This is a genomic window from Lelliottia jeotgali (assembly GCF_016771845.1).
In the GTDB taxonomy this organism is placed as follows: domain Bacteria; phylum Pseudomonadota; class Gammaproteobacteria; order Enterobacterales; family Enterobacteriaceae; genus Enterobacter; species Enterobacter jeotgali.
The window spans coordinates 44,014-69,678 of the sequence record NZ_JAENMQ010000012.1 but is presented as its reverse complement, the minus strand read 5'-3'; the positions used below and the strand labels follow the sequence as shown (position 1 = coordinate 69,678).

Annotated in this window: 26 protein-coding genes; 22 read left to right on the top strand and 4 right to left on the bottom strand. The window is 53.5% G+C overall.

The window, feature by feature from the left end; translation table 11 throughout:
- The 4 genes from flgK to JBO43_RS18815 all read left to right on the top strand — a co-directional run bounded on the left by flgK (position 1) and on the right by JBO43_RS18815 (position 4,256).
- Complete coding sequence (flgK, locus tag JBO43_RS18830) at positions 1–1,371, top strand: flagellar hook-associated protein FlgK (protein ID WP_095280384.1); 1,371 nt, start codon at positions 1–3, stop codon at positions 1,369–1,371.
- A 20-nt stretch (positions 1,372–1,391) separates the two neighbouring features.
- On the top strand, positions 1,392–2,306 hold the full coding sequence (gene flgL / locus JBO43_RS18825) for a flagellar hook-associated protein FlgL (RefSeq protein WP_095280385.1): 915 nt from the start codon (positions 1,392–1,394) through the stop codon (positions 2,304–2,306).
- The gene (locus JBO43_RS18820; protein WP_202674827.1) at positions 2,306–3,292 is read left to right on the top strand and encodes a hypothetical protein; all 987 of its coding nucleotides are present in this window, start codon (positions 2,306–2,308) and stop codon (positions 3,290–3,292) included. The genes flgL and JBO43_RS18820 overlap by 1 nt, the downstream gene beginning before the upstream one ends.
- A 529-nt stretch (positions 3,293–3,821) precedes the next feature.
- Positions 3,822–4,256, top strand: coding sequence for a DUF3828 domain-containing protein (locus JBO43_RS18815; protein ID WP_095280387.1), 435 nt, complete (start codon positions 3,822–3,824; stop codon positions 4,254–4,256).
- A 71-nt stretch (positions 4,257–4,327) separates the two neighbouring features.
- On the opposite strand, the gene JBO43_RS18810 is transcribed toward JBO43_RS18815, so the two are convergent.
- Together JBO43_RS18810 and JBO43_RS18805 are read right to left on the bottom strand one after the other, a co-directional pair.
- Complete coding sequence (locus tag JBO43_RS18810) at positions 4,328–4,792, bottom strand: hypothetical protein (RefSeq protein ID WP_095280388.1); 465 nt, start codon at positions 4,790–4,792, stop codon at positions 4,328–4,330.
- Complete coding sequence (locus JBO43_RS18805) at positions 4,770–5,732, bottom strand: winged helix-turn-helix domain-containing protein (RefSeq protein WP_202674826.1); 963 nt, start codon at positions 5,730–5,732, stop codon at positions 4,770–4,772. The genes JBO43_RS18810 and JBO43_RS18805 overlap by 23 nt, the downstream gene beginning before the upstream one ends.
- A 681-nt stretch (positions 5,733–6,413) precedes the next feature.
- On the opposite strand from JBO43_RS18805, the gene JBO43_RS18800 reads away from it, so the two are divergent.
- The 12 genes from JBO43_RS18800 to JBO43_RS18745 all read left to right on the top strand — a co-directional run bounded on the left by JBO43_RS18800 (position 6,414) and on the right by JBO43_RS18745 (position 15,900).
- Positions 6,414–7,262 carry a flagellin N-terminal helical domain-containing protein gene (locus JBO43_RS18800; RefSeq protein WP_103947476.1) on the top strand — a complete coding sequence of 283 codons (849 nt, stop codon included), beginning with the start codon at positions 6,414–6,416 and terminating at the stop codon, positions 7,260–7,262.
- Positions 7,263–7,462: 200 nt separating this feature from the next.
- Positions 7,463–8,767 carry a flagellar filament capping protein FliD gene (fliD, locus tag JBO43_RS18795; RefSeq protein WP_095280391.1) on the top strand — a complete coding sequence of 435 codons (1,305 nt, stop codon included), beginning with the start codon at positions 7,463–7,465 and terminating at the stop codon, positions 8,765–8,767.
- A 16-nt stretch (positions 8,768–8,783) separates the two neighbouring features.
- Positions 8,784–9,179 (top strand): flagellar export chaperone FliS, encoded by a 396-nt coding sequence (gene fliS / locus JBO43_RS18790; RefSeq protein WP_095280392.1) that lies wholly within the window; start codon positions 8,784–8,786, stop codon positions 9,177–9,179.
- Entirely contained in the window at positions 9,172–9,477 is a 306-nt protein-coding gene (gene fliT / locus JBO43_RS18785) for a flagellar protein FliT (RefSeq protein WP_095280393.1), read from the top strand. Before fliS ends, fliT begins: the two co-directional genes overlap by 8 nt.
- Positions 9,477–10,526, top strand: a complete 1,050-nt coding sequence (locus JBO43_RS18780) for a flagellar hook-length control protein FliK (protein WP_237730121.1) — start codon at positions 9,477–9,479, stop codon at positions 10,524–10,526. Before fliT ends, JBO43_RS18780 begins: the two co-directional genes overlap by 1 nt.
- A gap of 2 nt (positions 10,527–10,528) precedes the next feature.
- Complete coding sequence (locus JBO43_RS18775; RefSeq protein WP_095280395.1) at positions 10,529–10,996, top strand: flagellar basal body-associated FliL family protein; 468 nt, start codon at positions 10,529–10,531, stop codon at positions 10,994–10,996.
- A 19-nt stretch (positions 10,997–11,015) separates the two neighbouring features.
- Positions 11,016–11,711 carry a FliA/WhiG family RNA polymerase sigma factor gene (locus tag JBO43_RS18770; RefSeq protein ID WP_095280396.1) on the top strand — a complete coding sequence of 232 codons (696 nt, stop codon included), beginning with the start codon at positions 11,016–11,018 and terminating at the stop codon, positions 11,709–11,711.
- Between the two features lie 12 nt (positions 11,712–11,723).
- Positions 11,724–12,587, top strand: a complete 864-nt coding sequence (gene motA, locus JBO43_RS18765) for a flagellar motor stator protein MotA (protein WP_095280397.1) — start codon at positions 11,724–11,726, stop codon at positions 12,585–12,587.
- Positions 12,587–13,507: a putative lateral flagellar export/assembly protein LafU gene (gene lafU, locus JBO43_RS18760; RefSeq protein WP_103947474.1), complete on the top strand. Its 921-nt coding sequence runs from the start codon at positions 12,587–12,589 to the stop codon at positions 13,505–13,507. The genes motA and lafU overlap by 1 nt, the downstream gene beginning before the upstream one ends.
- A gap of 11 nt (positions 13,508–13,518) precedes the next feature.
- Complete coding sequence (locus tag JBO43_RS18755; RefSeq protein ID WP_202674825.1) at positions 13,519–14,277, top strand: C40 family peptidase; 759 nt, start codon at positions 13,519–13,521, stop codon at positions 14,275–14,277.
- Positions 14,278–14,315: 38 nt separating this feature from the next.
- Complete coding sequence (gene parM / locus JBO43_RS18750) at positions 14,316–15,365, top strand: plasmid segregation protein ParM domain-containing protein (protein WP_202674824.1); 1,050 nt, start codon at positions 14,316–14,318, stop codon at positions 15,363–15,365.
- Positions 15,358–15,900: a hypothetical protein gene (locus JBO43_RS18745; protein WP_095280401.1), complete on the top strand. Its 543-nt coding sequence runs from the start codon at positions 15,358–15,360 to the stop codon at positions 15,898–15,900. The genes parM and JBO43_RS18745 overlap by 8 nt, the downstream gene beginning before the upstream one ends.
- 269 nt (positions 15,901–16,169) lie before the next feature.
- On the opposite strand, the gene JBO43_RS18740 is transcribed toward JBO43_RS18745, so the two are convergent.
- Positions 16,170–16,451, bottom strand: coding sequence for a YjcB family protein (locus tag JBO43_RS18740; protein WP_202674823.1), 282 nt, complete (start codon positions 16,449–16,451; stop codon positions 16,170–16,172).
- A 495-nt stretch (positions 16,452–16,946) separates the two neighbouring features.
- Here JBO43_RS18740 and JBO43_RS18735 point away from each other — a divergent pair, with 495 nt between their 5' ends.
- Together JBO43_RS18735 and JBO43_RS18730 are read left to right on the top strand one after the other, a co-directional pair.
- The gene (locus JBO43_RS18735; protein ID WP_103947471.1) at positions 16,947–18,335 is read left to right on the top strand and encodes a GGDEF domain-containing protein; all 1,389 of its coding nucleotides are present in this window, start codon (positions 16,947–16,949) and stop codon (positions 18,333–18,335) included.
- 252 nt (positions 18,336–18,587) lie between these two features.
- Positions 18,588–20,174 carry a cyclic di-3',5'-guanosine monophosphate phosphodiesterase PdeC gene (locus tag JBO43_RS18730; RefSeq protein WP_202674822.1) on the top strand — a complete coding sequence of 529 codons (1,587 nt, stop codon included), beginning with the start codon at positions 18,588–18,590 and terminating at the stop codon, positions 20,172–20,174.
- Here the strand turns inward: JBO43_RS18730 and soxS are convergent.
- Positions 20,171–20,497 carry a superoxide response transcriptional regulator SoxS gene (soxS, locus tag JBO43_RS18725; RefSeq protein WP_103947469.1) on the bottom strand — a complete coding sequence of 109 codons (327 nt, stop codon included), beginning with the start codon at positions 20,495–20,497 and terminating at the stop codon, positions 20,171–20,173. The genes JBO43_RS18730 and soxS overlap by 4 nt on opposite strands.
- A 98-nt stretch (positions 20,498–20,595) precedes the next feature.
- Here soxS and soxR point away from each other — a divergent pair, with 98 nt between their 5' ends.
- The 4 genes from soxR to JBO43_RS18705 all read left to right on the top strand — a co-directional run bounded on the left by soxR (position 20,596) and on the right by JBO43_RS18705 (position 25,619).
- Entirely contained in the window at positions 20,596–21,054 is a 459-nt protein-coding gene (soxR, locus tag JBO43_RS18720; RefSeq protein ID WP_103947468.1) for a redox-sensitive transcriptional activator SoxR, read from the top strand.
- Positions 21,055–21,502: 448 nt separating this feature from the next.
- Positions 21,503–22,174: a glutathione S-transferase family protein gene (locus JBO43_RS18715; RefSeq protein WP_202674821.1), complete on the top strand. Its 672-nt coding sequence runs from the start codon at positions 21,503–21,505 to the stop codon at positions 22,172–22,174.
- A 300-nt stretch (positions 22,175–22,474) separates the two neighbouring features.
- On the top strand, positions 22,475–23,824 hold the full coding sequence (gene ghxP, locus JBO43_RS18710; protein ID WP_103947466.1) for a guanine/hypoxanthine transporter GhxP: 1,350 nt from the start codon (positions 22,475–22,477) through the stop codon (positions 23,822–23,824).
- Between the two features lie 151 nt (positions 23,825–23,975).
- Entirely contained in the window at positions 23,976–25,619 is a 1,644-nt protein-coding gene (locus JBO43_RS18705) for a Na+/H+ antiporter (protein ID WP_103947465.1), read from the top strand.
- Positions 25,620–25,665: the final 46 nt, after the last annotated feature.

The following is a 25,665-nucleotide window of genomic DNA, read 5'->3' as shown; positions in this document are numbered from 1 at the left end:
ATGAACATGATTAACATTGCCTTTAGCGGCTTGCAGGCAGCACAGTTTGGGATGAGCGTGACCTCCATGAACATCTCCAATGTGCTGACGCCGGGCTACAGCCGTCAGGGCATCATCCAAAGCTCCGTTTCCACGCTGGGACCGGGCGGGATGTCCGCCGGGGCGGGCGTGCAGGTGGACAGTATCCGCCGTATTTCCGATCAATATTTGACAGGCCAGGTGTGGCAGAGCAACAGCAAAGCCAACTATTACGGCATCAGTAACCAGTATCTCAGCTCGCTGGAAAAGGTCATTGGCACGGATTCCACCAGTCTGGGTAACGGTCTGGACGATTTCTTCTCGGCCCTGAGCGCATTAACCGCCGGGCCGGAAAGTGAAGCCAACCGCCAGCAGCTGCTGAACCAGGCGCAGTCTCTGGCGACCCGTTTCAATAACATGAACGACTTCATCGACAGCCAGAAAACGTCCGTCACCAACCAGCGCAACACCATGGTCGATCAGATGAATACCCTGACCGCTGGGATCGCGGACTACAACAAAAAAATCATGGAGATGGACTCGACCGGCGGCAACAGCAACGTCCTGCGCGATCAGCGTGACGAACTGGTAAAACAGCTCAGCACCTACAGTGACGTGAAAGTGACGGAAGACAGCAACGGCAGCTACTCCGTATCGATGAAAAACGGTCAGCCGCTGGTGAGCGGCAAAGTGGCCGGGCAGCTCAGCGCCACCACTGACGCCAACGGTAACTCTGTCTTAAACCTGAAGTTTTCCGGCAGCGATTTCTCGCTTAACCCGTCGACGGGCGGCCAGCTTGGCGCGCTGTACGACTACGAAACCGGCGAACTGGCGGATATGCAGGCTTCCGTGCAGGGGATGGCGGAAACCGTCGCCACGCTGTTTAACGATCAGCTGGCGCAGGGTTTCGACAAAAACGGCAATCCGGGTAAACCGCTGTTTACCTTTGACCTCACCAATCCGGCGGGCATTTTGCAGGTTAACGATCTCAAGCCCGACGAACTGGCGCTCTCCGGCAGCCCGGACGAGCAGGGTAACGGCGACAACCTGCAGGCGCTGATCGACCTGAAAAACAAAAAGGTCGATATCGGCGGAATGGGCAATATGAGCCTGAACGAAGGCGCGGCGGCGATCATCTCCAACATCGGTATCGCCAGTAAACAGTCGAAGAGCGAACTGGAAGCCGCCCAGGCGGTGTTTGATCAGGCGCAGCTGCAGCGCAACAACCTCAGCGCGGTAAACCAGGACGAAGAGGCGATTAACCTGCAGGTTTACATGCAGGCATACCAGTCCAACGTCAAAGTGATTGCCACCGGCAACCAGATTTTTACCGACCTGTTAGGCCTGTTTTAACGGTTGTTAAGGAAAAAATTATGCGAATCAGTAGTCTTTATAATTCCGACGCCATGATGGCGCAGCTTGGCGTCAACGGCACGCGTATGAGCAAGCTGATGGAACAAATGGCGACCCAGAAGCGAATCAACGTTCCGTCGGACGATCCGGTTGCCGCCACGCGTCTGGTGCAACTCAACCGCGAACAGTCGGCTATTCAGCAGTATCAGAGCAACATTTCGCGCCTCAGCGGCTCTCTGGCGAGCCAGGAAGCGCACGTCACGGCGATGAGCAATCAGCTTCTGTCGCTCAACGATAAGCTGTTGGGCGCGGCCAACGGCACCCACAGCAGCGAAGATATGTCGGGCTTTGGCGCTGAACTGTCGTCGATGCTGGACTCGCTGGTGGCGTCAATCAACGCCCAGAACGAGAGTGGAAGCTATCTGTTCTCTGGGACTAAAACCGACGCCAAACCGGTGGTCTGGGATGAAGCGCAGGGTAAATACATCTACCAGGGCAACGAAGGCTCGCGTGAAACCACCGTCGCCAACGGCGTGAGCGTCACCGAAAACACCAACGTCGTGCAGGCGTTTGGCAACGGTAACGATCTGGAGATGCTGAACAAGCTGAAATCGCTGAGCGAGAAAATGCAGGACCCGAGCATTCCGGTCAGCGATTATCAGGACGAGATGAACGAGATGCTGACGCTCTCTTCCGACACGCAGGGCAAAGTGGCAGCGATGTTTACCGATCTGGGTGGGCGTCAAAACCGGCTGACGATGCTTGGCGATGCACATACGGACGTCAGCACCGCTAACGATCAGGTGGTGCGCGACCTGTCGGATACCGATTGGGCAACCACCAGTATCAATCTCCAGCTGTACTCCAACTCGGTACAGGTCACTAACAAAGCGTACAGCATGATCAGTCAGCTTTCGCTCTTCAGCATGTTGTAATGGTTATGCAGGTAGGATTAAAAACCACCACCGCCGCCAGCACGCCGTCCGCAGTCAGGACGGCACCGGCGCAGATCGCCCGCCCGGAACGTGTCGCCAGCACGCATCGTGCAACGCCTGCTTTCCCGGAAGCGGCGCTGCTTTCGCGCCGACCGCTGCGCTATAACGTACAGCTCAATCAGCAGCTAACGGCGGTTCAGCAGGCGGATAATTATCTGTCGGAAGCCGAAACGCAGCTGCTGGTGATGCGTCATCAGAAAGGCTCTGCGCCTTCTGGCCTGAACACGCTGCTGCATCAACGCGGACAGTTGTCGGGCGGGACGATCGATCGCAATTTCAACATCACCCTCCAGCAAAAAAGCCAGGTCAACTTCACGCTGCCGGGCGTCGAAAAACTGCTGGAGCAGCCGCAGGGCGAGACGCTGGTGTTTCAGCTTGGTGGCGGCCAGCGCGAACTCACCGCCGTGGCGCTGCCTGCGCAGTCGTCCCCGCGCCAGGCACTCGCTCATCTGAATGTGGGCCTGGGCCGTTTGGGCATCAACGCTACGCTAGCTCCCGAAGGGAAAGTTGCTTTCCAGGTGGACGAAGCCCGCTGGGCACGCGTCAGCCAGCATCTCAGTGTGCGCGGCGAAGGACAGCATTTCCCGGCAGATGCCTTTACTTTGCTGGCCCCGCAGGCGGAAACCAGTCGTGAAGATGAGATCGGCCAGCTCGCCACCCGCTGGGAGCGCGGCGACGGTAAGAAGTTGCAGCAGACGCTGGACCAAATCACCCGCGAGCGCAGCAAATTGCATTTTCATCAGGATCGCGTGGCGACGCGCATTCAGGATATGTCGACGGTCTACACCCCAGGCGAAGCCCTCGATACCGCGCGCGCGCTCGGCGATGCGTTAGCCGGAAGCGGTAAGCAGTTTGGGTTGCTGTCGCAAGCGCTGGCGGCACAGGGAAATGTGCATATGGCGACGGTGAAGAATTTATTGGGGTGAGGATTTTCCTGCCCCATTCTTCAAAAACTTTTTGTTCGCAAATAGCTCATTTAGTTTATATATCCCGCACTAATGTTGGTTAATACCACCTCATCATCTCTTACATAAATTCGGCAATAACAGGTGTAAAACATTCCTTGTCACTTTTTGAACTGATAAGGAAATTGCAATATGTGGAATGCCCATAAAGCCATTGTGTATGCCCGTCAGCATGCCGGCAGTCAGAGCCAGAGTAGGTGCGCCGAGTTTGTCTCCAATGCTATCCGAGCAGGCGGCGCTAACATTCATAATACGCATTACGCAAAGGACATGAGAAACAACCTGATCATGGCTGGTTTTCATCAGGTATATGGCGAACCAACTGAAGGGGATATAGCTGTTATACAACCTACAGAGCACCACCCATTAGGGCACGCATGCCTATACGGCGGAACAGGAGTCTGGTACTCGGATTTTGTACAGCGGACAATGCATCCCGGTTCGGAATACAGAAAAGTGAAACCACATTATGAAATATTCCGGCGCTGAAATGAAAATTGTATTAATGGCATGTCTTTTTTTCCCCTGGTTTGCATCGGCAGCCCAGGCTCTATCTCCCGAATCAACTGCGGCCCTGAATTTCAACAAGTGGTACATTTCGCAGATTATGAGCGGAAAGGAACCGCTATCCGATTACACCGCGCTGAAGCCTTACGTAACTCGTGAAACTATCAGTAAGCTAAAAGCAATGGATAAACTAGACCCCAATGAGTATGACGTTCCTGACATTGATATGTTCATTAAGGCTCAGGGGTATCAGAACGACTGGAAAAACGTAGCGGTAGTGGGCTCAGATTATGACGCTGCTTGCATACAGGTTTACATCGCTTACGGTGAAAAAAAGGATCACATCGTTATTGATTGCATGGTGAAAGAAGATAATACCTGGAAACTTCAGTCGGTCGCTGCCCGTGACTTTAACTAAAGTACGAACGCTGTAGAGGCAAATCGCTCAATCGGTTCCCTTACCGCTGGAAAGGGCCAGCGTGAGGGGCGTTACTTCTTCAACGGATACAAAAAGATCGCGCCACTCTGCCCGACGACCAACTGCTGATTACCGACATTTAGCGGCTGCATCCAGACATCAATGTGCAGCAGCATATCCACCAGGCCATCAATCATCAGCCCTTTTTGCGCGGTGCTGTAATAGATGGGGGTGTAGGAAAAAAACAATCTGCTGTTCTGTTTATTGATGGCGGTAAATTTGCCCTTCAGCACAAAACGATTGTCATTCGGGCTGGTGATGGTGGTCATTATCGAGCCGTTAACCGTCTGCATATGGGAGTCGTAAATCTCTTTACGCTTCGACATCAGGTCATAAAACCCAAGCTGCATGAAACCTTCCACATTGCTTTGCGGAGCTGTGGGCGTTTGGATAATGCGCAGCCCGGCAAAAGCGAGCGCCACAAGGAGAAAGCAGGAAAGGGCCACTTTCCAGTTAAGAACAGGTTTCCATCTCACTGATTTTTCTCCTCGTTTCGCGCAGTATCAGGTTGTTCAGTTGGGTGGGATCGATACGCCAGTGGTAGATGGCCATCGCCAGTTGCTTGTTATCACAGCGGCTTTTCAGGGCAAACGTGTAATTCAGCGTTTGATCGACGCTCTGGTAATAGACCGTCATCGTCACGGACTGCGTTTTGATCTGCTGGTTAATGGCGTACAGCGTATCTTTGATTTTGCTGTAAAAATCTTCTTTATTCATTGCCAGACGGTTGGACTCGGACAGCTCGTACACATGAATATTGCTGTAAACCTCGACATCCTGTTCTTCTGCGACAATCTTTGGTCCCTGGTTGTTGGCGTACTGCCAGCCAGCGGCTGCGCTGATAGCGATCACTACCAGCAATATCACCAGCGTGATCAGCGGATGCTGAAAGCGCGGCTTAGCAGATTCAACGACGGGCAATTCGAGCAACGCGGGAGGCGTGACGGGCATCGGTTCGGCGATGCCATCGGTTTCAGCTGCGGTGTCTGGTTCATCGGCGACGCTGTTTTCATCGGATGAAATGAGCGTCGGCAACACAAACCCATCGATCTCCGTTTCCGGCAGATCGATTTCTTCACTCTCTTTTTCAACAAAGCGACACCAGGCCTGTTCCAGCAAATACCCCTTTTTAGGGATAGTTTTAATAATCTTTTGCTGTTTTCCGTCGTCTTCCAGCGCTGAGCGTAAAGCATGAATGGCATTGGGTAGGCTATTATTGCCAATCACCCGACGTTCCCATACCAGCGTAGTTAATTCTTCTCGAGTGAGAATTTTTCCTGCATTTTCAAGAAGTACGTCTAATAGTTTTAATTGATATTCACCCAGACGTTTTCTTTCACCTGTCACTAAACTAATGAGTGAACCAGAGGGTAAATCAACTAACCAGTTATTAACGGTAGAATATTTTTTTCTCATGGCAATTGGTGGTAAATGGCCACTCCTGAGTCAATAAATCATCCGGGCAGCGTGCGGGAACGTCGCACAATGCTTAATGTAAATTAATCATTAATTCCGTTAAAAATTCATTTGAGAATTGCCGCTTGCCTGCGGAGATTATGCAAAAATTGAGCGGTATTACGGTGTAATCAGGATTTTCGCTCTGCGGAAAGACGCATTACTGCCAGTCATTTTCCGCCTTTTCTGGGATGAGATTAGGAAGTTTCTCTTCCGTGACACATTTTTACGCGATAAAAGTGTGATGTGCAACAAATTATTAAGTTAATTATCTGGATAAGCATTAATGAGAATCGTTAAACGTTAATAGTGATCTGTTGTTGTTTTTTATATTAATGGTTTGTTCGGTTATGTGAATTTCATGTTTTTATTTTTTCATCTGTAAAAAACATAGTTACATTTTGAAAAGAAAAAACATTAACTATTTTTAAGTTGGATTTAAGTTAAGGAATGAATGTGTCGCATTGGTTTTTAATTTGTATTCGCAATTTATGCGCTTATTAATAAAACTAGGTTTTTTCTTATAGAAGTGATTTTTTAATTTTTTTTCATATCCGATTTAATTCTCCATTGGTGTGTGTCGTTTTACTTGAGTACCAGACAGAAGGACCTGACGAACAGGTTCACAAGGAGATTAATCATATGGCACTTTCTATTTTCACTAACGCATCTTCCATGGCTTCTACCAACGCACTGAATAAATCCAACAGCATGTTGTCCACTGCGATGGAACGCCTCGGTACCGGTAAACGTATCAACTCCGCAGCAGACGATGCCGCTGGCCTGCAAATCGCGACTCGCCTTCAGGGACAGAGCAACGGTATGGCAGTTGCGCAGCGCAACATCTCTGACGCAACTGCTCTGATGCAAACCGCTGAAGGCGCATTTGATGAAGTGAGCAACATCATGTACCGCATGAAAGACCTCGCAACACAGGCAGCGAACGATACCAACGGCACGGAAGACCGCGCTGCGCTGCAGTCCGAAATGGACGAACTGAATGCTGAACTGACCAACATTATGGACAACACCAAATACGCAGGCGAAAACCTGTTCGGCACTACCGGTAAGTTCAGCAAAGAGATGAATTTCCAGATCGGTGCGTCACAGGGCGAAAATCTGAAAGTTGATGTGAAAACTGAGCTGGATAACGTGACTGGCGCAAGCGGCATGGGTGCACTGAAAACTGCTGATGCCCTGACCACCGTTTCTGGCGCACAGGCGATGATCACAAGCGTAGAAGGCGCGATTTCTGAAGTCGGTACTCTGCGTTCTAAACTGGGTGCAAACATCAACCGTCTGGGCCACACCGCGGCGAACCTGGCGAACATGAAAGACAACACCGACCTGGCACTGGGTAACATCCGTGATGCTGACTTCGCGTCTGAAGCATCCAGCATGACCCGCAACCAGATGCTGGCGCAAACCAGCATGTCCATGCTGAAGCAGTCCAACAGCATGTCCGGTATGGTGATGTCCCTGCTGGGCTAATCCCGACCACATTCTACAAAAACACCGCTGTAAGGCGGTGTTTTTGTTTGCGGCCTTTCCCCTTCCTTCCTTTTCCCATCCGGGGAAAGTTGCCTTCCCTGTAATTCGTAACTCACTGAATTAATACAATTTAAAAATTGGCACGATGGTTGCATTAACTAAGCATGGTTTAGCAACAGGTGCGAAAGGAGACAACTACTATGGCAGATTTCAGCAGCATTGACCCGACGTCGCTGGCCCAGTCGCTGGCGTCCTACGACATCATGGCGATCCAGAATCAGCTGAAGACCAAAACAGCAACGATGACGTCGCAGAAAAAAGCACTTGATGCGCTTCGCACCGCGTTGACCGATTTCCGCAGCGCCATTAAAGGGCTGAACAACACCAATGACGGGATGTTGAAAAACGTCGCGACCCTCAACCGTGAAGGGATTGCCAACGTTACGGCGAACTCTGCGGCGCAAAAAGGGACCTACAACATTGAGGTCGATCAGCTGGCGTCCGCCCATCAGATAGGCTTTGGCGATCTGACGGATGAGTCGATCAAAAACGCGACTGGCACGATGGACATCACGCTGGGCGAAGGGGCGGATGCGAAAACCATTACCGTCGATATGGACAGCGTCAGCAGCCTCAGCGATCTGACCAAAGCCATCAACGGCAATGAAGACAATCCGGGCGTCACCGCATCGCTTATCCGTACCGACGGCAAAGTTACCCTGATGCTGAGCAGCGATGAAAGCGGCGCCGCGAACAAAGTCACGGTCGGCGGCACGTCTGGTTTTGATTCGGCAAACGCTAAAGAGATCTCGAAAGCGGCAGACGCCAAATTCCGCATGGGCGAGATGGAGTTCACCAACAGCAGCAACACGCTGGATAAGCTCATCGAAGGGGTCACTATCGAGCTGACGTCGAAGACCGAAGCCGACAAACCGCTGACCATTACCATCGGCACGGACACCACCGGCACCAAAGAGCAGCTCCAGACCTTCATTGACTCCTACAACACCCTGCAGGACACGCTGCAAAAGCTGACCAAAAGCGGCAGCGGTGACGGGGAAGAGCGCGGCGCGTTTGCGGGCGACTCGACGATGGCATCGCTCGATCGCGAACTGAATGATGTGCTCCGTACCGTGTTTGGCGGCAAGCGGATGTCCGATTTCGGTATCACGGCGGATAAAGACGGAAAGCTGGAAATCGACAGCAAAAAGCTCGATACCGCGCTGACTGCCGACCCGCAAGCGCTGACCGGCCTGTTCAATGGTAAAGAGGGGCTGATCTCGAAGATGGACAAATCCCTCGACCGCTACCTCAACTCGAACACCGGGTTGCTGAAAGGGCGTCAGGACGTGCTTGACCGTCAGCAGAGCGATATCGACACCAAAACGGATGCCATGAATACGCGTTATGACTCCTCGTATAACCGCTACCTGAAGCAATTCACCCAGTTGCAGCAGGCCATGTCACAGATGAACAACACCATGAGTATGTTTGGTTTAGCTTAAGGAAATCAGAGCTTTTATGTACGGGAATGAACAGCAGGGCTTCGGCCATTACCAGCAGTCCGATTTAGCCATTCAGGCGGCAGCCGCGAATCCGCATCAACTGGTTTTGATGCTGTTTAACGGCCTGATGGATGAGCTGGTCCGCGCGAAGAGTCACATTGCAGCGCGTCGCTATGACCGCAAAGTTCAGAGCATTAATAAATGCATCGACATCCTGAACGCATTGACCAGCGCGCTGGACTTTGACAAAGGGGGCGAGCTGGCGCTGAGCCTGGCGAACCTTTACGACTACTGCGTTTATCGCCTGTATGACGCCAGCCATAAGCTCTCCGTCGAGCATGTTGAAGAGGTTGAAGTGATCCTCAGTAACTTGCAGGACGGCTGGGAAAAAATGGGGCAGCAGAATGGATGATCTACAGGTTATGCGTTTTCTGGCGCGTTCCCTGGAGCATGCGGCCAGCCAGCACGACTGGCCGAAAATGCAGGACGTCGATGCGCAGATTGCGGGGTTGTTGATGTCGCTGCAAGGCCAGACGCTGGCGGCAGAAAAACGTGAGGCATTAATGGCGCTGAAGCTGGTGCATCAGCAGGTGAGCCAATACTGCCAGCAGCAACGCGATGAGCTTGAACAGAACATGGCCCGCGCGCGCCGTAATCGCGAAGGTGCCAGCGCCTACGCGCAGTTTGCGGATGTAGGAGAGGCGGGCTGATGAATCTGCTGCTTTCGTCACTTTCGCCTGCGCCTGCCACCACAGAACCGAGCGCGATCGCCCCGGCTCTGCCGGTGACAGATACCAGCGTGGTGGCGCTGCCGGGAACGGCGTCCGGCGAACCGATGCCTGCGGGGTTCAACGATGCGCTGCTTAACATCATCCATACCCTGATCGGCGGTGAGCAGAACCGTGACACCACGATGGTGCTGGCGGGTCTGGACACCGACGAAGACGATGACGCCCCGACACACACTGCCGGAAGCGAAGTCCAGACGCCGGACGCGTTAACGCCGCCGCAGGCGCTGCTGGATACGCTGCTGATGGCAAGCCTTATGCCGGTGAAAACGCTGAATGTTGCGCCAGCGGCACCGCAAACCGGCGAAGCGCTGAAGATGCAGACGCTGTCGGCGGGGCTTTCGCCGCTGTCTGGCGGGTTACAGCCGACAACGGCCACACCCGCACCGGTAGCGGTGGCGCAGGAACCAGTGGCTGAACTCGGCAAACCGCTTGCCACAGACGTGGTGAAAACGTTGGCCGAGGTGCTGCCCGCCGCAGGTCAGCCGACGGCGAGCGGACAGACGTTTTCAACGGTAATGGATAAGCAAACGGTCCATCTGCCGCCGATCAAACTGGACGCCGACGAAACCAAATGGGCGCAACAGCTGCACAGCGCGCTTAACGATCGTCTGCAGATCCAGGTCAAAAATCAGGTGCAGCACGCCACGATCCGCCTTGATCCGCCAGAAATGGGCAAAGTGGATATCTCACTGCATATCGAAAATGGCCGTATGCAGGTGCAGATAAGCGCCAGCAACAGCGAGACGGTGCGTGCGCTACAGCAGATCAGCAATGAACTGCGCCAGAGCCTGACGGAGCAAAACTTTGTTCAGGTGAACGTGCAGGTGTCGACCCAGTCCGGACAGCAGCAGGGACGCGGACAGCAACTGCCCACTCAGTCGGATACGCCTGATGCAGGGGCAGAGATTGCCGCAGAGGACGCACAGTCCACTGGCGGTAAAGATGATTCGGTATTACTGACGGTTTAACTATGACTATTAAGACTTTTTCTTTAGGGCTGGTAATTGCCCTGATTGCAGCAACATTCGCCGCCGTACTGACCGTTATGGGCACGCACATGCTCAGCCAGGACGAACATAAGCGCTCCATTATTTCTGACCTGTTCAGCTCCTCCAAAGAGAACGTGGTGGAGTTTGTCGAAATCAAGAACGTGGTCGTGACCTTAAAAAGCCCAGGTGATTCCGAGCGCTACCTGCTGCTGGAACTGGCGCTGACCACTGATTCACCGGCCAACACCCTGCGTGCAGAAGAGATGTCCCCGGCGATCCGTGGCGCGACCGTCAATGCACTGTCAGCCATGAACTACGACGCAGTGCGTGAAATGAGCGTGGAATCCCTGCGCGACACGTTGATGAATGCGTACACGGCGCGCTTTGAAAGCCTCAATACGCGTATGCCGTTTAACGACGTGATCATCAGCAAAATGGTTTTCCAGTAATTAACGGTACTCGACTGAAATGATGGATTTTATTGCTGATGAAGCGCTGAGCCCGGCTGACGAAGCGAAATACGTTAACGCGTATTTGCCGTTAGTGCATCGGGTGGTGAAACAGCTCTCCTGGCAAACCAGCAGCGTGATGGATAAAGAAGACATGGAGCAGATCGCCCTGATGGGTCTGCTGACGTCGCTGCGTCGTTATGGTCACCCCGATGAGCAGTTTGGGGCCTATGCCGCACAGCGCGTTCGTGGCGCGGTGTTGGATGAGCTGCGCGAGCTGGACTGGCGTCCGCGTCGGCTGCGCCAGAAGAGCCATAAGATCAACGATGCTATCCGTGAGGTTACGCGCAAGCTTGGCCGCACGCCGACGTTTGACGATCTTAGCCAGCAACTGTCCATCACTGCCGAAGAGTACCACGAGTATTTACTGCTGGATTGCGCCAGGTCGCTGGAAAGTCTCGATGAATTATTAGGTGAGGATGCGCTGCACGGCAGTCTCAATACCCGCTCGCTGGAGGACGAAATGGTCATCAGCGGCACCCTAAAGGCTGCGCTGGCGAGTCTTGATGAGCGTGAACAACTGATCCTTACGCTCTATTACCAGCAGGAAATGAGCCTGAAAGAAATCGCGCTGGTTCTCGATCTGACCGAGGCGCGCGTCTGCCAGCTTAATAAAAAGATCGCTCAAAAGATCCAGTGTTTTTTCCAGAAGTGAAGTGAAAGGTATATGCAAAAGTTATTCGGTATTTTCATTATTTTCGCCTGCGTCGTCGGCGGTTTTCTTATGTCCGGTGGACGTCTGGCCTCGTTTTGGCAGCCGGGTGAGATCATTATCATTCTCGGTGCGGGACTGGGGGCAATGGTGCTTGCGAACCCGCGTCCGGTACTGGCGGAAATGTATCGCCAGTTTCGCGGCATCATGCGCAAAAACGAGTACACCGATGAGTATCAACGCCAGCTTTTAATGCTGCTGTTCGAACTGCTGGAACTGGTGCAGGACGGCGGTCTGAAGGTTCTGGATGCCCATATTGAAGTACCGGATAGCAGCCCGCTGTTCCAGAAATATCCGCTGATCCTGCAAAACAAAGCGCTGATCACCTTTATCTCGGACAACTTCCGCCTGATGGCAATGGGCAAGATCAACGAGCATGAGCTGGAAGGGATTCTGGAGCAGGAACTGGTGGCGATGGAAGAGAACCTTCTTCAGCCGTCCCGTTCTTTGCAGCGTACCGCCGAGGCGATGCCGGGCTTCGGGATCTGCGCCGCCGTTTTGGGGATCATCATCACCATGCAGTCCATTGACGGCTCCATCGCCGTGATTGGCGTCAAAGTGGCGGCCGCGCTGGTGGGGACCTTCCTCGGCGTTTTCTTCTGCTACTGCCTGATGGACCCGGTGGCGAACGCCATGGAACAGAACACCAAAAAACAGCTCGCGGTTATCGAATGCGTGCGTACCGTGCTGGTCAATCACGTAGCGGGCAAACCGACGCTGCTGGCGGTGGATGCCGGACGTAAAATGCTACCGCTGGATTCCAAACCGACTTTCGCCACGCTCGATGGCTGGGTGAACCAGATGACGGGTGAATCCTGATGCGCGGCACTCGCGGAAAAGAACATACCACCATCATCAAACGCTCGTCGCGCAAAAGCCACGATGCGTTTCATGGCGGCGCGTGGAAGGTGGCGTTCGCCGACTTTACGCTGGCGATGATGGCGCTGTTTATGGTGCTGTGGATCATGGGATCGGTGACGGAAGAAGAGCGTAAAGAGATTGTCTCTCAGCTCAACGGCGAAGCCCTGTTTGAAGGCCATTCCCTGACGCCTATCACTCAGCCCCACGGTAGCGGTGGCAAAATCGCGGTCACGGAAACCCGCGATCGCGAGGCGAAAAAAGCAGAGCAACAGAAACAAGCTGCGGCAACAGCAGGAATAAAAGGCGAAAGCCTGGAGGACGTGAATAAGCGTTCTCAGAAAGAGATCGAAGATCTGGCACGCATCATCATGAAGATCACTTCGGCCTACGATGCGCAGTCGAACCTGAAAATGGAGATCGTGCCGCAGGGGCTGCGGATCTTGATCACCGACGATCAGAAGCGCGAGATGTTCCAGCGTAGCAGCGCGATCCTGACGCCGTTCTTTACGCGTTTGCTGACGGAGTTTTCTCCGGCACTCAATAAGATCGACAACAAAATTATCATCACCGGACACACGGACTCCACGCGTTTCCGCGATCAGGATCTCTATAACAACTGGAATCTGTCGGGTGAGCGAGCGATGCAGGCACGCAAAGTCCTGACGAAAGCCGGTCTAGAACCGGGCAAAATTTTGCAGGTGAGCGGAATGGCCGACCAGATGCTGATCGACCCGGAAAATCCACTCAGCTCCTCGAACCGCCGCATTGAAATCATGGTGCTGACCCACTCGGCGAGCGAATCGCTGTATCAATTCTTTGGTCAGCACGGCGAGAAAGTGATCAAACCGATTATCGATAAACTCTCGCAGAAAAAATAGACGATTTAGTGATGTTGACCTCTATAACACTCCAGACTTTACGCCGCGTTGTGCTGGCCGCAGCCCTGATTGTCGCGGGCACGGCGCACGCAGAAGCCGCTCCGCGCCGCGAGGCGGTACCTGAAGAAGAGAGCGCCGCCAAAACCCGAATGCGCAATCGCGCGGCGCTGCTGAAAAAATCGCGTACCCGCATTGCCGTGGTGCCGGTGACGCCAGAGCAAAAGCGTAAGCAGAGCGAAGCAAAACGCCTTGAACGCGTGCAAAACCGTGAACAGCTGGCAATGCACAAGCGCTGGCAGCCCGGCAAACTCTCCACGGATATGATCTGGGAACCGTTGCCTGGCGAGAAAATCAGCCCGCGCCTGCAGGCCTCGCTGAAAAAAGTGATTCAACTGCTGCATCAGCAGCTTGGCAAACCTTACGTCTGGGGCGGCCAAACGCCGGAGCAGGGCTTTGATTGCAGCGGCCTGGTGTTCTACGCGTTCACCCCGGTGCTGAGCCGCAACCTGCCGCGCACCGCCAACGGCATGTATCAGGACCGCACGTTGCGCCAGATAAAGCAGGACAAATTACGCCGTGGCGACCTGGTGTTCTTCAACATCAATCAGCGCCCCGGTGCAGATCACGTTGGCGTATATCTCGGTGACGGCAAATTTATCGAAGCCCCGCGCACCGGCCTGAATATTCGCATCAGCCAGCTTTCCGATAACTTCTGGCAGGACCACTATCTCGGTGCCCGCCGCCTCTTAACTGACGAGGCTGTGCTCTGACACCGCTCCTTATTTTCAGAACGATTGAGACTACTTCCATGACCCAGATCTGTAAAAAATTCGCTATCGACGATGGCTCTACCAACGTAAAAATCAGTTGGATTGAAAACGGCACCCTCAAAACCGTGGTATCGCCGAACTCTTTCCGCAAAGACTGGAAAAGCGCGGCGCTGCTGCGTGGCCAGGCGGTGCATAACTACACCATCGGCACCACCAAATACACCTACGATGCCACCTCGGACAAAGCGCTTTCAACCACCCACATCGACTATCAATACGACGATTTAAACCTGTTGGCGGTGCATCACGCGCTGCTTCAGACCGGCGTCACGCCGTGTGACGTGGAGGTGATTGTGACCCTGCCGATCACTCAGTTCTATAAGCCGGACGACTGCCAGCGTAATGAAGAGCGCATCGAAGCGAAGCGCCAGAATCTGATGCGCGACATCTCGCTGAACAAAGGCGAACTGTTCCGTATCGTCGACGTGCAGGTGATGCCAGAGAGCCTGCCTGCGGCGCTGTCGCATCTGCTCAACTCGAACGTCAATGAATTTACCAAATCGCTGGTGATTGACTGCGGCGGCACCACCCTGGATATGGGTGTGGTAATCGGTGAGTTCGACGACGTGTCGGCCATTTACGGCAACAACGAAATTGGCGTGGCGATGGTCACGGACGCGACGCGCAAGCTGCTGGCCGCTGCCGACAGCGACTCCAGCTATCTGGTCGCTAACGAACTGATCAAGCGCCGCAGCGATCTTAACTTCGTGAAAAGCGTGATTAACGATGAATCGCGTATCGATGAGATCCTCGAAAAGATTGAAATCAAAATTCAGGAGCTGGGCGATCAGGTTGCTTACGAAGCGAAAAAATTCGCTAAGAACCCGAACCGTGTGTATCTGGTCGGCGGCGGTGCGCATCTGATTGAAGGCGCGATTCGCGAGGTCTACGCAACGCTGGGCGAGCGTGTGGTGAGCATTGAAAATCCGCAGAGGGCGCTGTCGCGTGAAATCTGCCTGTATCACTCTGACGCCGGTGCGCAGGCGATCGACGAGCCGTTAATGGCTGAGGTGGGTGACGATGCGTAAGGGACAGATTCGCCGCGTCAATCTGTCCCTGCACCTGACGCCCCACCAGTCGCGCGCGGATCTGCGCGCGATGCAAGAGCTGCAAAAATGGCATCAGTCCGTGGACAACGCCGCCAGCATTGACGATACGAATATGGAGATCCGCACCTTCCACCGTAACGTCTACCTGGCCGGTTTGCAGCTGCACCTGATGGACCCGACGCTGTGCCGTCACGTGGCGGAATCTTTAGGGCGCGAAGAATTGACGCTGGCGGAATTGCTCGGCGAACTTTCGCCGCAGGTCGCTGCGCCCGAGGAGAGCGATTCCTCTGCGGAACATTTGGCGCAGTTGCAGAAAATCCATGCGGAAATTGCCGCGCTAAAACCGCTGATGGAACAGCAAAAGCTGGCTTTACAGCAGCTGCGAATGGCCGGGAAAATGGCCGGTGCACCGGAACCAGAACGCACGGCGAATGGTGCGGAAGAGCGGGATTTGAGTCAGGTGGATGCCCCGACGGAGAAGATGAAGAAGGTGAGGCAAAAGGGGATATTTTGAGTCGCCGGATGCCCTCACCCTAACCCTCTCCCACAGGGAGAGGGAACAGTCTGGTATTCTCCCTGACGCCGGATGCCCTCACCCTAACCCTCTCCCACAGGGAGAGGGAACAGTCTGGTATTCTCCCTGACGCCGGGTGCCCTCACCCTAACCCTCTCCCACAGGAAGAGGGGACAGTCTGGTATTCTCCCTGACGCCGGATGAGGAACTTCTTTCTCCCTCTCCCTGTGGGTGTACGGTCCGGGGTGAGGGTACCAGACCGCGCAATATCAGGTAATCACCATCGGCCAGTCTGGCGGAGTGTGGCTCATCGCTTCGACCATCACCACTTTCATGTTGCTCCAGATTGTTGCTACGTCCACCATCGTAATGCCCAGCAGCCCCGTCGCGAACCAGCACGCAGCGCCCAGCCCCAGGAGGGTACTGATTACCGCCAAACCCGCGAGGTCAGACTTACGAAATTGAACGTTCAGCGTGCTGGCTAGAAACATCAAAACCGCACTCAACAACGGCCAGCGCAATAAAACCATGCTGGTGGTAATGGTCGCCATAAAACCCATCCTCGAATAGCAGACAAACAACAATGAAACAGTGTTTCGCGTTACAAAATTTATGTGAACTATATCACATTCGCTGTTTTATTCGCCAGACTTGTTGCCCTAAAAATGTGCGCTTTTTAACCATTCGAAGGAAAATAATGGGTATGCAGAATATATCTTTGCAGGCTAATAATGGTTTCGAGGCGGTCTTTATAAGAAATTCATTGAGATAGAAAAGTCTCTACACTGTTGCGGCGTCTGTACAATATTTACAGTATTAAACCTATGGCTTATGCTTGAACGGATAAATAAATATACACAATTAATAATTCAGGCTACTGAATTCATTACTTTTTATTCTCTGGTGTCACTTATTATTCACACACACATGCAATTTTGTACATAGTTATGCGATACCTGGAATAAATTGTCTCAATGAGATTATTCGAATCCTGAGTTATTCGTTGCGCCTGATTTCTATGAATCAATGACCTGCGAATAAAACCGATGAAAGAGACATGCCGCGATATTGTTAACGACAGCATGCAGGCGTTGCATGCTTTAGCAAAACTGATGCCGCAGTTAACGGCCCAGTGTTCGCTCGCTGATATGCTGGAAATCATCAATCGCTCGCTGGGTTCGTCGCTGGCGTGGGTGAGCGTGGATGACGATATCAGCCCGCCGCGCGTGGTTTGCGCGGGGGATGTCATCTGCCACTCTTTTGAAGTGACCGATTTTCTGGCCAGCACGCTTTTGCAGCGCCATCACCGCTCATGGCGGGCTATTTACTGGAAAGAGAATGTCGGGAAATTGCTCTTTACTGCCCAGCATCCCGGCTATTTGCAATTACAAAGCGGTGTGCTTTGCAAACTGTCTTCTCGTGATGGGAGCTGCAACGGCTATTTCTTCCTGGGTTTTTCGCAACGATTATGTGCGTTACCGACGTTGAAAAATGTGGTCGTGGTGCTGGTCGAAAAATTAAAAGATTATTTTGCCGAAATGATTTCACGCGAACGAACGTCCAGGGAAATGCAGCTTGTTGTGACGCAATATAAAACCCTGTTCGAACGTGCTCCGGTATTAATGAACTCTTTCGATCGGCGTAATCGCTGCGTGCTATGGAATGTGGAGTGTGAAAAGGTGTTTGGCTGGAGCATGGCGGAAATTAATCTGCACCCCGATCCGCTGGCGCTGTTTTATCCCGACCCGGAAGTGCGGCGGCGAGTGCGTGATTCAGTGCATGTTTCGCCGCTGAAAGACATGTACGAATGGCACCCCATCAGAAAAGACGGCGCACCGCTCACGATCCTTTGGTCGAATATTCTGCTGCCTGATGGGTCTATTTTGAATATTGGCCTGGATATTACCGAGCGCAAAAAGGCCGAGGAGCAACTGGCGCTGAAAGCCACAACTGACGATCTGACCGGATGCTTTAATCGTTCGGCCATTTTGCAGCAGCTCCAGGCGGCGATGGAGCGTAATCAAACGCATTTCTGCGTGTTGATGTTCGATCTGGATTATTTCAAGCAGATTAACGATGAGTGGGGCCATCAGGTCGGCGATACCGCGCTGGTGCATTTCTGCGATCGGTTACGCGAAGTGAGTCCGACGCACGCGGCCCTGGGCCGGGTTGGCGGTGAGGAGTTTTTACTTCTATTATCTGAGGCAGACTGCGAGGCGGCGATGGCGCTTTCATCGACGTTACGCGCTATGCTTTTGGAACGACCGATGCTGGTTGGGGATAAATCGCTGATTCTTTCTTTCAGTGCGGGTGTGGTTGAAGTAGGCTGCGGGCCTCGCGATACCTCTTCCCTGCTCACCCGTGCCGACAAAGCGTTATATGATGCCAAACGAAGCGGAAGAGGGAAAACGGTGATCTCAATTGATTATTTATAAATCAATGATCCCTCCTTGTGTTATCTTAAATCTCATCATTAAGTTTTGATATTTATTATCCTTAATAAAAATCGAGCACATCCTTTAAGTTTGGCTTACGGACAAATAATATCGTCATAAACAAATATTAGGTTTCTGATGATAAAAGTCAGTTGCTAACTTCGCATGATTCATGCAACGTAATCACCTGTTTATCAAAGCATCCGGCCTTCATTACTACAGGCACACATAAAGCAGGGATATAGGGCGGAAATGAATCGTAGCGCACGGCGCAAGGTGCTGAGGGTCGTCGGGATCATCATGGTAGTTTTGCTACCGGTGATGCTTGCGCTATGGTTTGCCCAACTCAGAGCCGTCACCGAAACAAGTAGTCAGCTACGTTCTTTTGCGCAACTTGCTTTAGATAAAACTGAACTGGTTATTGAACAAGTTGATTTAGCGCGCGACGCCGCGCAGAAATATCAAGGTGATGTCTGTACTCCCGCCCATCGGCAATATATGTTGAACGTGGTGCGTGGCCGTTTGTATGTGTCCGATTTAATTTATGCCGAAGGCCAGCAGTTTCTCTGCTCGACGGTGATGGCACCCGATAAGCCTTATCTGATACCTACCGCAAATTACACACGTAAACCTGACGTCTCTATTTATTATTTCCGCGATACGCCATTCTTTGCGGGCTATAAAATGACGTATATGCAGCGTGGAAATTATGTTGTGGTGGTGAATCCGCTTTCCTACAGCGAAGTCATGTCGACAGACCATTCGCTGGAATGGGGTGTATTTGACACAGTGACTAACGCTTTCTTTTCCGTCAGCCCGCAGGCTGATATTCCTTTATTACATTCGCTCGTTGGTAAAGCCGATAAGCCATTACAAAAAGACGATCGTTTTTATACAACCGTTAATTCAACGAAACGTCCTATTGCCGCAATCGTTTCCACATCGAATGTCCGTTTTTATGAAATTCTCTATCACCAGGCCACGCTAACGCTGCCGCTGGGGATGATTTGCAGCATTATTATTCTATTGGTCTGGTCGCGCACGCATCGTGAATTTAATTCGCCAGGACGCTTATTGCATCGCGCGCTTAATAAACGCCAGCTGTGCGTTCACTATCAGCCGATCATTGATATTAAAAATAACTGCTGTGTGGGTGCCGAAGCGCTGCTGCGCTGGCCCGGATTTAACGGTCAGGTGATGAGCCCCGCTGAATTTATTCCACTGGCAGAGAAAGAGGGAATGATTGAGCGCATCACCGACTACGTTGTCGAAGAGGTGTTTAACGATCTGGGTGATTTCCTCGGTAATAATCCGCATCTTTATATCTCGATTAACCTGTCCGCGTCTGATTTCCATTCGTCGCGCTTGATTGCGCTGATCTCAGATAAAGCGCGGCACTATTCGGTGCGGGCACAGCAGATAAAAATTGAAGTGACGGAGCGCGGATTTATTGATGTGCCAAAAACAACGCCAGTGATTCAGGCGTTTCGCCAGGCGGGTTATGAAGTGGCCATCGACGATTTCGGCACCGGTTATTCGAACTTACACAATCTGTATTCGCTTAACGTCGATATCCTGAAAATCGATAAATCCTTTATCGATACCCTGACGACCAACAGCACCAGCCACCTGATTGCTGAGCACATCATTGAGATGGCCCAAAGTCTGCGGTTAAAAACCATTGCAGAAGGGGTGGAAACGGCGGAGCAGGTCACCTGGCTACTGAAGCGCGGCGTACAATATTGTCAGGGCTGGCACTTTGCGAAGGCGATGCCGCCGCAGGAATTTATGACCTGGCAGCAACAGCCTGTTGGGGTGCTTACCCCCCGCACCACTTAATTCAGCTGGTGGCGGTAATCGCTCGGGGTGCGATCAAATTCGCGGCGGAACACCCGAGAAAATGTCTGCTGCGAGACATAGCCTAAATCCATCGCGATATCAAAAATCGGCCGTTTGGTCGACCGTAGTGCCTGAGCAGCCAGCAGTAAACGCCGTTGACGGATGTAATCTCCCAGTGTTTGATGCATAACGGTGCGGAACATCCGCTGCAAATACCACTTCGAATAGCCCGACTTTTTAGCGACAGCGTCAATATTTAACGGTTGGTCGATATGTTCATCAATCCATTCAATCAAAGTCTGAATAATTTGCTGATGCGACATAAGGTTACCCCTCTTTAGATACAACTTTCTCTGTTGATTCGTCGTTTTCTCTGCGGGGGAGTATAATTCCTCAAGTTAACTTGAGGTAAAGAGGTTTTATGGAAAAGAGATTGCCCAGAATTAAGGCGCTGCTGACGCCGGGGGAGGTCGCCAAGCGTAGCGGGGTAGCCGTCTCGGCGCTGCATTTCTATGAAAGCAAAGGTTTAATTAAAAGTATCCGCAACGGGGGAAATCAGCGTCGTTACACGCGTGACGTGCTGCGCTACGTGGCGATTATCAAAATTGCGCAAAGGATTGGCATTCCGCTGGCGACCATTGGCGACGCGTTTGGCGTATTGCCGGAAGGCCATTCTCTGAGTGCCAAAGAGTGGAAAGAGCTTTCTTCCCAGTGGCGCGAGGAGCTGGATCGACGCATTCATACGTTAGTGGCGCTGCGTGATGAACTGGACGGATGTATCGGCTGCGGGTGTTTGTCGCGCAGCGATTGTCCGCTGCGAAATCCGGGCGATACGCTCGGGGCGCAGGGGACGGGAGCGCGGCTGCTGGAGGAGGATTGAGTTTGTGCGGCCTGCTTGCCGGATGCGCTGCGCTTATCCGGCCTACAAAACCTGCAAACTGCACCTACATGTTTGCCGGATGCGCTGCGCTTATCCGGCCTACAAAACCTGCAAACTGCACGTAAACCGTAGGCCGGGTAAGGCGCAGCCGCCACCCGGCAAAACAACCGCGCGGACCCCAGAAAAAACTAAAGCGCCAAACGAAGGCGCTTTAGTTTATTCCCGGTCTTTGTCTTTCTCTCTATCCCGCTGGTTCACGGGAGGGTTTCCCCCGACATCAACACCCCTCATGTCGAGCACGTTGGGGAGGTTCCGGTTTGTGTTGACACTTTAATTGTATGCAAAACCCCGCTGTTCGCCAGTCGCCGTGGACAGAATCTCGGCAAAAGTTTTTCGCCATGTCGTGCAATTTTCTATAGTTAGTTTGTATGAATTACAGGAGAACACCATGCTGACGCTCCACCACCTGAACCAGTCCCGTTCCCAGCGCGTTATTTGGGCGCTCGAAGAATTGTCCGTGCCGTACCAAATCGTCCGCTATCAGCGAGAAAAAACCATGATGGCGCCGCCGTCGCTGAAGAAAGTGCATCCGCTGGGCAAATCACCGGTGATTGAGGACAACGGGCTGATCCTCGCGGAGTCCGGCGCGATTCTGGAATATTTGCAAGAAACCTATGACCCGCTGTCGCAGCTCAAGCCCGAAAATGCGGCGAACAAAATCCAGTACCGCTTCTGGCTGCACTACGCAGAGGGTTCGCTGATGCCACTCCTGCTGATGAAACTGGTGTTCGCCAGCCTCGGCAAGCCGCCGATCCCGTTTGGCATGCGCTCGCTCGGCAAAGTACTGGGCGGCGGCGTGCAGAAAGCCTGGCTCAATCCACAGCTCGAGACCCACGCCCGCTATATTGAGTCCCATCTGAGTGAGAACACCTGGTTCGCGGGTGAACAGCTCAGCATGGCCGATATCCAGATGACCTATCCAATTTTCGCGCTGCTGGCGCGCGGCGGGATCGACAATCTTCCGCATACCCAGGCGTGGAAAAAACGGGTCGAAATGCGTCCCGCCTGGCAGCGTGCGATTCAGCAGGGCGGCCCACTCGATATCCCCGGTGAGTCGTAGATTGTTATCAAATTGCGCATTCACGATAACGTTTGCGCATCCTCTGCTTATTTCTTCAGCGTCATAAGGGAATTTTAGCGATAAACGATAAAGTTCAGTTGAAAAGGGGCTGTATTACGCTAGATAATCGTTTGCCTTCAATTCAACACCCGTTTTGTAAGCGCGGAGCTAAACGTTTGCTTTTTTTGTGACGCCCCTATTCGTCGCAAACGCAGCACAAGGATTTGACGTTTCGCTGGCAGTGGAATTGTCCACCACGCTTACAGACGAATGATAAAAATTTCTCAGGGGATGTTTGCTATGTCTACGCCTTCAGCGCGTACCGGCGGTTCACTCGACGCCATGTTTAAAATTTCTGCTCGCGGCAGCACCGTGCGTCAGGAAGTTCTTGCAGGTCTGACGACGTTTCTGGCGATGGTTTACTCCGTCATCGTGGTGCCGGGCATGCTGGGCAAAGCGGGCTTCCCGCCTGCGGCCGTATTCGTCGCCACCTGTCTGGTCGCGGGCGTAGGCTCCATCGTCATGGGCCTGTGGGCTAATCTGCCGCTGGCGATTGGCTGCGCAATCTCTCTGACTGCCTTTACGGCGTTCAGCCTGGTGCTGGGCCAGCACATCAGCGTGCCGGTTGCGCTGGGTGCGGTGTTCCTGATGGGTGTGCTGTTCACCATTATTTCTGCTACCGGGATTCGTAGCTGGATCTTGCGCAACCTGCCGCAGGGCGTGGCGCACGGCACGGGTATTGGTATCGGCCTGTTCCTGCTGCTGATTGCGGCGAACGGCGTCGGTCTGGTTATCAAGAATCCACTGGACGGCCTGCCGGTTACGATGGGCCACTTCGCCAGCTTCCCGGTGATCATGTCCCTGATTGGCCTGGCAGTGATTATCGGCCTGGAAAAACTGAAAGTGCCGGGCGGCATCCTGCTGACCATTATCGGTGTGTCCATTGTGGGTCTGATTTTCGATCCGACCGTGCACTTCTCTGGCATCTTCGCCATGCCGTCCCTGAGTGACGATCAGGGTAACTCTCTGATTGGCAGCCTGGACATCGTTGGCGCGCTGAACCCTATCGTTCTGCCAAGCGTTCTGGCGCTGGTAATGACCGCCGTGTTTGATGCCACCGGCACCATCCGCGCGGTTGCAGGCCAGGCGAACCTGTTGGACAAAGACGGGCAGATTATTGATGGCGGCAAAGCGCTGACCACCGACTCCCTGAGCAGCGTGTTCTCCGGCCTGGTCGGGGCGGCTCCGGCGGCGGTGTACATCGAGTCCGCTGCGGGTACGGCGGCAGGCGGTAAAACCGGTCTGACGGCGATCACCGTCGGCGTGCTGTTCCTGCTGATCCTGTTCCTCTCTCCGCTCTCTTATCTGGTTCCGGCTTACGCGACCGCACCTGCGCTGATGTACGTCGGCCTGCTGATGCTGAGCAACGTCGCGAAAATCGATTTTGCTGATTTCGTCGATGCGATGTCCGGCCTGATTACCGCCGTGTTTATCGTCCTGACCTGTAACATCGTGACCGGCATCATGATCGGTTTTGCCTCGCTGGTGATTGGTCGTCTGGTCTCCGGCGAGTGGCGCAAGCTGAACATCGGCACCGTAGTGATTGCGGTCGCGCTGGTGGCGTTCTATGCGGGCGGCTGGGCAATCTAAGTTGTCTTTTCCTGCGAAAACGGGTGGCTTAGGCCGCCCGTTTTTATTTTCGGACCGCACATCGTTGTCTTTTGCGTTACTCTGGGAAATGTAGAATAGAGGCACGACGCTTCATGTTTTAGACAATAAGAAACACGCAAACAGGGAACGCATGGAAATCTTCTTCACAATACTCATCATGACCCTTGTGGTCTCACTTTCCGGGGTAGTCACCCGCGTACTGCCCTTCCAGTTACCTCTCCCGCTAATGCAAATCGCCATAGGCGCGCTGCTCGCGTGGCCGACGTTTGGCCTGCACGTGGAGTTCGATCCCGAGCTGTTCCTCGTGCTGTTCATTCCGCCGCTGCTGTTTGCCGACGGCTGGAAAACGCCGACGCGCGAGTTTCTTGAGCACGGGCGAGAGATATTTGGCCTCGCGCTGGCGCTGGTTGTCGTCACCGTGGTTGGGATTGGTTTCCTGATTTACTGGATAGTCCCGGGCATCCCGCTGATCCCTGCGTTCGCGCTGGCCGCCGTGCTGTCGCCTACGGATGCGGTGGCTCTTTCCGGGATTGTCGGTGAAGGCCGTATACCGAAGAAAATCATGGGCATCCTGCAGGGCGAGGCGCTGATGAACGACGCCTCCGGTCTGGTAGCCCTGAAATTTGCCGTCGCCGTGGCGATGGGAACGATGATTTTCACCATCGGCGGCGCGACCGTTGAATTTTTCAAAGTGGCGATCGGCGGCATCCTCGCCGGGTTTGTGGTGAGCTGGCTGTATGGCCGCTCGCTCGGGTTCCTCAGCCGCTGGGGCGGTGACGAGCCCGCCACACAGATCGTCCTGCTGTTCCTGCTGCCGTTTGCCTCTTACCTGATTGCCGAACATATCGGCGTGTCGGGCATTCTGGCGGCCGTTGCGGCGGGGATGACCATCACCCGCGCGGGCGTAATGCGCCGTGCGCCGCTGGCGATGCGTCTGCGCGCCAACAGCACCTGGGCGATGCTGGAGTTTGTCTTTAACGGCATGGTGTTCCTGCTGTTGGGCCTGCAACTGCCCGGTATTCTCGAATCCTCACTGGTGGCGGCAGAAGCCGATCCGAACGTCGAAACCTGGATGCTGTTTACCGATATCGTGCTGATTTATCTGGCGCTGATGCTGGTGCGTTTCGGCTGGCTGTGGACGATGAAAAAATTCAGCGTGCGTTTTCTGCACAAGAAACCGATGGAGTTTGGCTCCTGGTCCACGCGCGAGTTGCTGATTGCCTCGTTTGCGGGTGTGCGCGGGGCAATTACCCTCGCCGGTGTGCTCTCGATTCCGCTGCTACTTCCGGATGGCAACGTCTTCCCGGCACGTTACGAGCTGGTGTTCCTGGCCGCTGGCGTGATCCTGTTCTCGCTGTTTATCGGCGTGGTAATGCTGCCGATTCTGCTACAACATCTGGAAGTGGCCGACCATTCTCAGCAGCATAAAGAGGAGCGTATCGCGCGCGCCGCGACGGCTGAAGTGGCGATTGTCGCCATCGAGAAGATGGAAGAACGCCTGGCGTCGGATGCCGAAGAGAATATCGATAATCAGCTGCTGAAAGAGGTCAGCTCGCGGGTGATTGGTAATCTGCGTCGCCGCGCCGATGGGCGTAACGACGTAGAAAGCTCAATGCAGGAAGAGGATCTGGAGCGCCGCTTCCGTCTGGCAGCGCTGCGTTCAGAGCGCGCCGAGCTTTACCACTTGCGCGCCACGCGCCAGATCAGTAACGAGACGCTGCAAAAACTACTGCACGATTTGGATTTGCTGGAAGCGTTGCTGATAGAGCAGTAGGTGCGGTCTGATGCCCTCACCCCGGCCCTCTCCCACAGGGAGAGGG

Bases quoted from the DNA above. Each gene is read 5' to 3' on its own strand.
- flgK (WP_095280384.1), top strand. From the start codon at position 1: ATGAACATGATTAACATTGCCTTTAGCGGCTTGCAGGCAGCACAGTTT.
- flgL (WP_095280385.1), top strand. From the start codon at position 1,392: ATGCGAATCAGTAGTCTTTATAATTCCGACGCCATGATGGCGCAGCTT.
- JBO43_RS18820 (WP_202674827.1), top strand. From the start codon at position 2,306: ATGGTTATGCAGGTAGGATTAAAAACCACCACCGCCGCCAGCACGCCG.
- JBO43_RS18815 (WP_095280387.1), top strand. From the start codon at position 3,822: ATGAAAATTGTATTAATGGCATGTCTTTTTTTCCCCTGGTTTGCATCG.
- JBO43_RS18805 (WP_202674826.1), bottom strand. From the start codon at position 5,732: ATGAGAAAAAAATATTCTACCGTTAATAACTGGTTAGTTGATTTACCC.
- JBO43_RS18800 (WP_103947476.1), top strand. From the start codon at position 6,414: ATGGCACTTTCTATTTTCACTAACGCATCTTCCATGGCTTCTACCAAC.
- fliD (WP_095280391.1), top strand. From the start codon at position 7,463: ATGGCAGATTTCAGCAGCATTGACCCGACGTCGCTGGCCCAGTCGCTG.
- fliS (WP_095280392.1), top strand. From the start codon at position 8,784: ATGTACGGGAATGAACAGCAGGGCTTCGGCCATTACCAGCAGTCCGAT.
- fliT (WP_095280393.1), top strand. From the start codon at position 9,172: ATGGATGATCTACAGGTTATGCGTTTTCTGGCGCGTTCCCTGGAGCAT.
- JBO43_RS18780 (WP_237730121.1), top strand. From the start codon at position 9,477: ATGAATCTGCTGCTTTCGTCACTTTCGCCTGCGCCTGCCACCACAGAA.
- JBO43_RS18775 (WP_095280395.1), top strand. From the start codon at position 10,529: ATGACTATTAAGACTTTTTCTTTAGGGCTGGTAATTGCCCTGATTGCA.
- JBO43_RS18770 (WP_095280396.1), top strand. From the start codon at position 11,016: ATGATGGATTTTATTGCTGATGAAGCGCTGAGCCCGGCTGACGAAGCG.
- motA (WP_095280397.1), top strand. From the start codon at position 11,724: ATGCAAAAGTTATTCGGTATTTTCATTATTTTCGCCTGCGTCGTCGGC.
- lafU (WP_103947474.1), top strand. From the start codon at position 12,587: ATGCGCGGCACTCGCGGAAAAGAACATACCACCATCATCAAACGCTCG.
- JBO43_RS18755 (WP_202674825.1), top strand. From the start codon at position 13,519: ATGTTGACCTCTATAACACTCCAGACTTTACGCCGCGTTGTGCTGGCC.
- parM (WP_202674824.1), top strand. From the start codon at position 14,316: ATGACCCAGATCTGTAAAAAATTCGCTATCGACGATGGCTCTACCAAC.
- JBO43_RS18745 (WP_095280401.1), top strand. From the start codon at position 15,358: ATGCGTAAGGGACAGATTCGCCGCGTCAATCTGTCCCTGCACCTGACG.
- JBO43_RS18740 (WP_202674823.1), bottom strand. From the start codon at position 16,451: ATGGCGACCATTACCACCAGCATGGTTTTATTGCGCTGGCCGTTGTTG.
- JBO43_RS18735 (WP_103947471.1), top strand. From the start codon at position 16,947: ATGAAAGAGACATGCCGCGATATTGTTAACGACAGCATGCAGGCGTTG.
- JBO43_RS18730 (WP_202674822.1), top strand. From the start codon at position 18,588: ATGAATCGTAGCGCACGGCGCAAGGTGCTGAGGGTCGTCGGGATCATC.
- soxS (WP_103947469.1), bottom strand. From the start codon at position 20,497: ATGTCGCATCAGCAAATTATTCAGACTTTGATTGAATGGATTGATGAA.
- soxR (WP_103947468.1), top strand. From the start codon at position 20,596: ATGGAAAAGAGATTGCCCAGAATTAAGGCGCTGCTGACGCCGGGGGAG.
- JBO43_RS18715 (WP_202674821.1), top strand. From the start codon at position 21,503: ATGCTGACGCTCCACCACCTGAACCAGTCCCGTTCCCAGCGCGTTATT.
- ghxP (WP_103947466.1), top strand. From the start codon at position 22,475: ATGTCTACGCCTTCAGCGCGTACCGGCGGTTCACTCGACGCCATGTTT.
- JBO43_RS18705 (WP_103947465.1), top strand. From the start codon at position 23,976: ATGGAAATCTTCTTCACAATACTCATCATGACCCTTGTGGTCTCACTT.